The organism is Chamaesiphon sp. (assembly GCF_041738855.1).
In the GTDB taxonomy this organism is placed as follows: Bacteria; Cyanobacteriota; Cyanobacteriia; order Cyanobacteriales; family Chamaesiphonaceae; genus Chamaesiphon.
In genome coordinates this window covers 1-8410 of sequence record NZ_JBGSPA010000155.1, presented here as the reverse complement: position 1 = coordinate 8410, position 8410 = coordinate 1, and the positions used below count along the sequence as shown (strand labels likewise).

Below are 8410 nucleotides of genomic sequence, written 5' to 3'. Positions count from 1 at the left end.
ACCGCTAATTATCAACAAGCAGAGCTTATTGATAATAATTTATGAAACACTTAGTTTTTGAGGATTGGTAGTGATTGGCTCAAACACAGTCAGGTAATTGATTTGATGATGAGGCTAGCCTCATCGAACTCAGGTTACTAGATTAGACAACTCGATCCACTGTTCGATACTCAGGTCTTCAGCACGAGTTTCTGTACTAATATTTAAAGACAATAGCAGCTCTGACAAAGCATCGCGATCGATCGCACTTTGAAGATTATTGCGGAGCATCTTCCGACGCGTACTAAATCCCAGCCTGACTAAATTATCTAATAATTTTGGATTTCTAGCCGTCAGTTCCAACCGCCTGGGCGTAAGTCTAATCACAGCCGAATCAACCTTGGGTGGTGGTGAAAAGTCCCGCGCGGGAACGGGACAAATTAATTCACAGTGGGCTAGATATCCCACCCGAATCGATAATGCCCCAAAGGCTTTGGTACTAGGTTTGGCAAACAAGCGATCGCCAACTTCTCGCTGTACCAGTAAGACGATCGAATCAAACGGTCGCTCGGCTGGGTTGACGATATTACCTAATAATTTTTCTAGGATCGGCCCAGTGATATTATAAGGAATATTAGCAACGACTTTATTTGCCTGTTGAAATTTAGGAAAAGCAGTTAAATTACTCTCTAGATCGAGACTGAGAAAGTCATTTTCTAATAATAAGAAATTATCCAGATGACCCATCTTTTTGACCAGCAGCGCACTCAAATCTCGATCGATCTCGACAGCTACTACCGCACTCGCCGCCGCCACCAATCGACGCGTGAGAATACCAGTCCCCGGACCGATTTCGAGGATGCGATCGCTCGGGACGATCTTGGCTGCTGTCATAATCCGATCGAGTATCTGTTCGTTTCGCAACCAGTGTTGCCCAAATTGTTTCTTTGTTTTCATCTACTTTAGGTTTTAGGGGTAGAGAGGGTAGGGAGTAGTTGGCAATGTTTAAACTGAGATCGGACAATTACATCATCGCGATCGATCGACTAATATAAAATTTCCTGGTGCAGTAAAAATGCACCAACTCGCTCACTACCCTCCACCCCCTGCCGTGCTAGTCAATCTCAACTCCCTACTTGCCGCGCTTACCTTCTATACCTGCTTCCCCGTCTCACCCAATTTTCAATTGGATTTTGCGAGAATTGCCCGCTGGGCACCTGCGATCGGGCTGTTATTGGGGGGAGGATTGGGCTTGGCCGATCTGGGCTTGGATTGGCTACAGATGCCGATCTTAACGCGATCGGGGATCGTCGTAGTGTTGTGGATGTGGTGGACGGGCGGATTGCATCTCGACGGGGCGATGGATACCGCCGATGGATTGGCAGTCCAAGATCCCGACAGGCGGCTGACAGTGATGTCCGATAGCGTCACAGGCGCATTCGGGGCGATGGTAGCAGTAGTTATCATCTTACTCAAAACTTGCGCCCTATCCGAAATTCCTGACGATCGCTTGTGGATCTTACCACTGGTCGCCGGATGGAGTCGGTGGGGACAAGTCCTCGCGATCGCTTTCTACCCCTACCTCAAAATCCAAGGCAAAGGTGCATTTCATCGCCAAGGGATGAAATTACCTCAAGATATTTTACTGGGGCTAGCATTGGTACTCACCGTAACTGGCTGGCAGATTTATCTACAACCTGCAAATTGGATCTCGATCGCGCTCAGATCGCTCGTTAGCTCTGGGATTGCGGTACTAACTGGCTATTATTTCGATCGGCGTCTGGGCGGACATACTGGAGATACCTACGGAGCCGTCGTCGAATGGACAGAGACATTTATTCTGTGTTTGTATACGATACCGATGGTGAATGGTGGATGGTGAATGGTGGATGTAAGTATTCAAACATGATGCTCAACACCAGTAAGCGATCGAGTCTTTTGATTGTGAATAACACCAAAATTTGTTATTATAAGAAGGTTGTCTAAAAATTCGCACATTCAGGAATTCGGGTGTTTCTCATGCAGAAATACAGCCTGGATGGAGGATAAACCCGATTAGGAGAAAATAATTTTATGCCAGTAGTAACATTGGCGCAAATGATGGAGTCTGGCGTCCACTTCGGACACCAAACCAGACGTTGGAACCCCAAAATGGCTCCATTCATCTTCACAGCGCGCAACGGCGTACACATCATCGACTTGGTGCAAACCGCCCAGTTGATGGAAGAAGCTTACGTTTACATGCGGACAGCAGCCGAACAAGGCAAGCGGTTCTTATTCGTCGGTACCAAGCGTCAAGCCGCAGGGATCATCGCTCAAGAAGCAAGTCGGTGCGGTGCAGCCTATATCAACCAACGCTGGTTGGGAGGAATGCTCACCAACTGGACGACGATCAAAACTCGCGTCGAACGCTTGAAAGATCTCGAACGTCGTGAAAACAGCGGCGCACTAGATCTCCTTCCCAAAAAAGAAGCTTCCGTCCTCCGACGGGAAATGGCTAAACTCCAGAAATATCTGGGTGGGATCAAGAACATGCGGAAGGTACCCGATATCGTGATCGTCATCGATCAACGACGGGAATACAACGCGATGCTCGAATGTCAAAAATTGAACATTCCGATCGTCTCGTTGCTCGACACCAACTGCGATCCCGATCTAGTTGACGTCGCGATCCCCGCCAATGATGACGCGATTCGCTCTGTCAAATTGATCGTCGGTAAACTCGCCGATGCGATCTACGAAGGTCGTCACGGTGTCGATCCTGACAGCGGTGAGGACATCGTAGACAACTACGAAGACATGGAAGACGAATTCAGCGACGATGCTGAATTTGCCGAAGCTGATGGTGAAGAAGGCAGCGAAGGCTAGAATTAGGTATTGGATGTCTAGGATCGCAGACTTGTACTAATTACTTAGCCAATTGTGATGTGTGAGTAAAGGGGAAAGCGTTGCGCGCTCGTCGGGTTTCCCGACGGTTTAGCGCAGCAAGACAGGTGAAAGGGAAAAAGTAAAGACTTTTATTTGCCCTTTACCCTTTGCCCCTTACCCTCCACCCTTCTACATATCCATCCACAACCAGCTCGAATATAGAAAAAGGAACATGGCTGAAATAACTGCGAAGATGGTTCAAGAACTGCGCCGCCAAACAGGTGCAGGCATGATGGACTGTAAAAAAGCTTTGGGCGAAACCGAAGGCGATCTTACCAAAGCATCAGAATGGCTGCGTCAGAAAGGGATGGTTGCTGCTGGTAAAAAAAGCGACAGAGTGACTGCTGAAGGCTTGGTGGATAACTATATCCAAGCTGATGGCAAAACTGGCGTCTTGGTAGAAGTCAACTGTCAGACCGACTTTGTAGCGCGCAATGATGCTTTCAAAGATTTGGTGCAAAGTCTAGCACAGCAAGCAATTACTGCCGATACCGTCGATGCTTTATTGGAGCAACCCTACGCGGCTGACAGTAGCATCAAAGTATCAGAAGCGATCGTCCAATCGATCGCCAAAATTGGTGAAAATCTCAACGTACGTCGATTGGCAAACTATCATGTTGCTGATGGTACCGAAGGCGCGGTTGATTGCTACATCCACACTGGCGGTAGAGTCGGTGTCTTGCTAGAACTCGGTTGTGCATCTGCTAAGGTTGCTGAGAGTGAAGACTTCAAGGGCTTGGCTCGAAACTTGGCAATGCAAGTCGCAGCCTGTCCCAATGTTGAGTATATCAACGTCGGCGAAATTCCTGAAGCGATCGCCAGCAAGGAAAAAGAAATCGAAATGGGACGCGACGATCTCGCCAACAAACCCGACAACATCAAAGAAAAGATTGTCCAAGGACGCATCGACAAACGCCTCAAAGAAATGACCTTGGTAGATCAACCCTACATCAAGGATCAGAATATGTCTGTAACTGAATTAATCGGTCAAACCGTCAAACAGTTGGGTGAAGATGTTACCGTCCGCCGCTTCACGCGCTTTATCTTGGGTGAAGGGATTGAGAAGAAAGAGTCCAATTTCGCTGATGAAGTTGCCGCTCAAATGGGCAAAATGTAATTAGTTTATTATTAGAATAAATGTTGAGGATGGGTCTAGAATTAGACCTATCTTTTTTTAGGTTTGGAGCTATTTAAAAAGTTGACAGTTGACAGTTGACAGCGAAAAGTGCCGCTAGTCGGGTGACCCGCCCAGTGGTCTTGGGCGATGGAAACGCACCAGCGGCACATCGACCTGGAGGTGTATCCTTCACTGGGCGGGTGGCCCGACCAGACAGGTTGTGTGCGCCAAGACAAGCAGACCCCACCCTAAACGGCGGATTCATTTTCGGACAGGTTCCCTGTCCATAAAAATGAACCAAGCACAATCCACCTAAAAGGTGGGGGATTTTCACCCTTGTTCTTTTGTTAATTCAGGGATTTAAATCGATCTTATTGTCCGCTAATTCAACGATAACGGGCGCGTGATCGCTGGGCTGAACTAACTGGCGCGGCTCGATATCGATCGTACAACTTGTCGCTCGATCGTCTAAATCTGGAGTCAGATAAAGATGATCGATCCGCCAGCCACGATTGCGTTCAAAACCCTGTTGGCGATAATCCCACCAACTAAAATGTCCGCCCTCAGATGTGAATTTGCGGAAGCTATCTTGGAAGCCCAAATCGAGTACAGATTTGCGTAATAAGTCTCGTTCGGTGGGAGTTGCCATGACCCGATCCAGTGACACAGTTTTGCTATGAATATCAAGATCTTCGAGGGCAATATTAAAGTCTCCACAGACGCAAATTGACTGCTGACCGGATCTAATTATAGTTTTTAAATACTCACCTAATAATTCCAACCAGCGAAGCTTGTAAGCGTATTTATCGCTACCTAATAGATTCCCATTTGGTACGTAAAGGTTGACAATTTGGACGCCATTGAGAGTCCCCGTGATTACCCGCTTTTGATCGTCCAAATCGCCAACTAATTCTGGTGCCAATACGCCACCAAAACCCCGACTGACATTAGTCAATGGCTGCTTGCTAAACATCGCGACACCATTATATGACTTCTGTCCTGATACATAAACATGATATCCACAAGCGGCGATCGCGTCGAGCGGAAATTGTTCGTCGGGGACTTTACTTTCCTGGATACAGAGGACATCGACAGGATGTTGTTGCAACCAGTTGGTGACAATATCTAGTCGCGTCCGAATCGAGTTAACATTCCAGGTAGCAATCTGCATTGTAGAGGGTTGGATCGTCTGCATTCAAACACACTATATTGTACCCTGTATCTGCGACCTTTGATTGCAAGTTCATCACGATCTAGTCAGCAGTTTTGTGGCTGTAGGATTGTTTGCATATTTAGACCTTTTTTCGCCACTGACAGTGAAGTCTCTCTTGGTGGAGTAGAAGACTTATACTCAAGTGACACTTACAGTTATCTACTAGTTTTTATTTATACAGTATTCCCACTAACTAACTTAATTTATCGATAGTAATACTAAATGATTTACAAGATTTATTAAATCCAGCTATTCTCTTCAGTACGTTACGTTGCCTTCGATCGCACACCCTACGATCTTCTGATAAATCAAATAGGAATGTTGAGTAGACTTGCGATTTGGAGAGCTTTGGAAAAATCAAAATTGATGTATATCTAATTACTTCGAGTTGTAGGAACTCAGCCATTAGTCTAAAATCTTTGCCAAACTAGGGAGTTTTGTATTGTAAAATACACAGTTCATGAGATATTGGTATTAGTATTTCATCCAGATAATTGTGTGTGAAGGGTAAAGTTAGTTTTATGGCAAATCAGTTTGGGCGACGAAGATTCATTATTTTGGGCGGTGCTGGTGTTGCAGGGACACTACTACTCAAAGCTTGTAGCAATCCAGCATCTACCCCCTCAGCAAGCCCAGGGGCTGCTAGCCCGAATGCCGCTCCAGGGGCAGGTGCTCAACCAGGGATCAAAGTCGGTGTCATGTATTCCACCACGGGTTCGATCGCCATCGTTGAAAAGTCTTTACAAGATGCGACATTTCTAGCGATCGATCAAATCAACGAAGGTACGGGGCCATGGGCTGGTAAAAAAGGCATCAATGGTCAAATGCTGGAAAAAGTAGTTGTCAACCCCGACTCCAACTGGGATTTGTACAACCAAATGTCGAAGCGACTAATTGATGAAGATAAGGTTGTTTGTGTACTCGGCTGTTACACTTCAGCTAGTCGCAAATCAGTTCTACCAGTGTTTGAAGAGAAAGACAGACTGCTCTACTACCCTGTCTACTATGAAGGGAATGAGTGTAGCTCAAACGTTTTCTACACTGGGGCCGCACCAAATCAACAGATCACTGATTCGATTCCTTATTGCATCAAAAACTTTGGTAAAAAAGGCTTCTTCATTGGCTCTGACTACATCTATCCCAAAGAAAGCAATCGGATTGCCAAGGCTGAGTTAGTCAATGGTGGCGGGACAGTTGTCGGGGATGAATATGCTGCGCTAGGCACGACAGAATTTATCACAATTATCAACAAAATCAAGCAAGCCCAACCCAATTTCATCTTGAGTAATCTTGTAGGTGATAGTATTCCCGCTTTTTATAAACAGCTTAAAGATGCGGGAATCACTTCCAAACAGATTCCGATCATGGCATTTCCCACAACTGAGGAGGAGATTCAGGCGATGGGGCCAGAATTCGCCGAAGGACACTTTAGTAGTTTCAACTATTTTCAAACAGTTGATACTCCTGAAAACAAGGCATTTGTGGAACAATTCAAGGCCAAATTTGGTAACGAGCGCGTGACCAATGGAGTCATGGAAGCAGCCTATATCCAAACCTTCTTCATGGCACAGGCAATGGAAAAATGCGCCCAGGCAAAGCAGGAATTTACTACCTCTAATCTACGCGAGGCAACTAGAGGTCAAATGTTCAATGCTCCGCAAGGAACCGTCAAATCCGACCCAGACAACTACCACACCTACCTCTATTCCCGTATTGGCAAGTGGAAGGCAGATGGGCAGGCAGAAATTGTCTTTTCGACCAAAGCAGCCGTCAAACCGATCCCCTGGAGCCAAGCCCTTTACAAGGGGAGAATTTGCGTTCATAAGACCCCAGACGAACGTGGCAATTCGATCGTGGAGACCAAGAAACCCATTCCAGTTGCCTTCTTAGACAAGCCATAAACTACTAGTAATTAACAAACAATCTCTGATTCCGCGCGGAATCAGAGATTGTCTAGCAATCCTATTTGATTTATCAGAATACCGTCAGGTATATTATCCCGTTCGCGTATCTACTTTGTACTTAGCGATAGGCTATACCACCGCAAAATGGTAACACAGCAAACATAATATCTGAGTTGAGATTGCTACATTAATTTAGCATTTACAAAACCTACCACGATTTAGGTCGGTAAAATATGAACGTTTTGTCATTTAATGCCATCTCTGCGTTAGTGTATTTAGCCCAAGCCAGTCCGCCAGCCAAAGCGATCGATCCGGTGGCAATTACCAACCAGCTATTAAATGGGGTGGGGATTGTTGGTATTTTGCTGTTGACAGGATTGGGACTGTCGATCACATTTGGGGTGATGCGGATTATCAATCTAGCGCACGGTGAATTTATCATGCTGGGTGCGTATACGACCTTTATACTGCAAAGTAATTTTAAAATGGATTTGTTGATGACAATTCCATTTTCTTTTTTGTTTACAGCCCTAGTCGGCGCATTGGTAGAAGTCACGATCGTCCGGCGACTATACGGACGCGCGATCGAAACTTTACTAGCTACTTGGGGGCTAAGTATCGTCCTGCAAGGTGTAATTAAACTGATCTTCACCGCCCAACTAAAGTACGTCAAAGCACCGTCATACATTCGCGGCAATTGGACTCTATTGAAAGTAGGCGAACAAGCGATCGAGATTTCTTACTACCGCTTATTTATCATCTTTATGGCATTACTGCTACTAGGGATTACGGCGTATTTACTCTACGGTACTAATTTGGGTCGAGAAGTCCGAGCAGTGACTCAAAATCGCGAAATGGCAAAGTGTTTGGGTGTAAATACCAGTCTGGTAGATATGGTCACATTTGCTTACGGCTGCGGGCTAGCTGGAATTGCTGGAACAGTCATTGCTTCGCTCAAGAGTGTCGCCCCAGGGATGGGACAAGATTACTTGGTAGATGCCTGGATGACTGTGGTGGCGGGCGGTGTAGACAAATTAGTTGGCGTGTTGGCAGGTGCAGTATTGATTGGTGAATCAAATGCCGCGATCGCATATCTCATCAACGATCCTACCGCTAGAGTCATCGTGTTGGCTGCCGTCATCGTCCTAATTCGTTACCGTCCAGAAGGTCTATTTACAGTTCAAAAACGCGGTTAAGTTGTTTGTGGTGGGTGGCAGATTGGCGGTTATGTCTGAAACCTAGATGGTGGGCAGTGCCCACCCTACACCC

8 protein-coding genes are annotated in these 8410 nt (G+C 46.1%); 6 read left to right on the top strand and 2 right to left on the bottom strand.

Annotated elements, in window-relative coordinates:
• Positions 1–129: 129 nt before the first annotated feature.
• Positions 130–936 carry a 16S rRNA (adenine(1518)-N(6)/adenine(1519)-N(6))-dimethyltransferase RsmA gene (rsmA, locus tag ACEW9I_RS16200; protein WP_373541367.1) on the bottom strand — a complete coding sequence of 269 codons (807 nt, stop codon included), beginning with the start codon at positions 934–936 and terminating at the stop codon, positions 130–132.
• 118 nt (positions 937–1054) lie between these two features.
• On the opposite strand from rsmA, the gene cobS reads away from it, so the two are divergent.
• From cobS to ACEW9I_RS16180, 4 genes are all read left to right on the top strand, one after another.
• Positions 1055–1861, top strand: a complete 807-nt coding sequence (gene cobS / locus ACEW9I_RS16195) for an adenosylcobinamide-GDP ribazoletransferase (protein ID WP_373541366.1) — start codon at positions 1055–1057, stop codon at positions 1859–1861.
• Between the two features lie 191 nt (positions 1862–2052).
• On the top strand, positions 2053–2847 hold the full coding sequence (gene rpsB, locus ACEW9I_RS16190) for a 30S ribosomal protein S2 (protein ID WP_373541365.1): 795 nt from the start codon (positions 2053–2055) through the stop codon (positions 2845–2847).
• Positions 2848–3079: 232 nt separating this feature from the next.
• The gene (gene tsf, locus ACEW9I_RS16185) at positions 3080–4024 is read left to right on the top strand and encodes a translation elongation factor Ts (protein ID WP_373541364.1); all 945 of its coding nucleotides are present in this window, start codon (positions 3080–3082) and stop codon (positions 4022–4024) included.
• A gap of 95 nt (positions 4025–4119) precedes the next feature.
• The gene (locus tag ACEW9I_RS16180; RefSeq protein WP_373541363.1) at positions 4120–4314 is read left to right on the top strand and encodes a hypothetical protein; all 195 of its coding nucleotides are present in this window, start codon (positions 4120–4122) and stop codon (positions 4312–4314) included.
• A 62-nt stretch (positions 4315–4376) separates the two neighbouring features.
• On the opposite strand, the gene xth is transcribed toward ACEW9I_RS16180, so the two are convergent.
• Positions 4377–5195: an exodeoxyribonuclease III gene (gene xth / locus ACEW9I_RS16175; protein WP_373541362.1), complete on the bottom strand. Its 819-nt coding sequence runs from the start codon at positions 5193–5195 to the stop codon at positions 4377–4379.
• A gap of 563 nt (positions 5196–5758) precedes the next feature.
• On the opposite strand from xth, the gene ACEW9I_RS16170 reads away from it, so the two are divergent.
• Positions 5759–7138 carry a transporter substrate-binding protein gene (locus tag ACEW9I_RS16170; RefSeq protein WP_373541361.1) on the top strand — a complete coding sequence of 460 codons (1380 nt, stop codon included), beginning with the start codon at positions 5759–5761 and terminating at the stop codon, positions 7136–7138.
• A 236-nt stretch (positions 7139–7374) separates the two neighbouring features.
• Positions 7375–8337 carry an urea ABC transporter permease subunit UrtB gene (urtB, locus tag ACEW9I_RS16165; protein WP_373541360.1) on the top strand — a complete coding sequence of 321 codons (963 nt, stop codon included), beginning with the start codon at positions 7375–7377 and terminating at the stop codon, positions 8335–8337.
• Positions 8338–8410: the final 73 nt, after the last annotated feature.

Coding starts and splice junctions, on each gene's coding strand:
- rsmA (WP_373541367.1), bottom strand. CDS start 936: ATGAAAACAAAGAAACAATTTGGGCAACACTGGTTGCGAAACGAACAG.
- cobS (WP_373541366.1), top strand. CDS start 1,055: ATGCACCAACTCGCTCACTACCCTCCACCCCCTGCCGTGCTAGTCAAT.
- urtB (WP_373541360.1), top strand. CDS start 7,375: ATGAACGTTTTGTCATTTAATGCCATCTCTGCGTTAGTGTATTTAGCC.
- ACEW9I_RS16170 (WP_373541361.1), top strand. CDS start 5,759: ATGGCAAATCAGTTTGGGCGACGAAGATTCATTATTTTGGGCGGTGCT.
- xth (WP_373541362.1), bottom strand. CDS start 5,195: ATGCAGATTGCTACCTGGAATGTTAACTCGATTCGGACGCGACTAGAT.
- tsf (WP_373541364.1), top strand. CDS start 3,080: ATGGCTGAAATAACTGCGAAGATGGTTCAAGAACTGCGCCGCCAAACA.
- rpsB (WP_373541365.1), top strand. CDS start 2,053: ATGCCAGTAGTAACATTGGCGCAAATGATGGAGTCTGGCGTCCACTTC.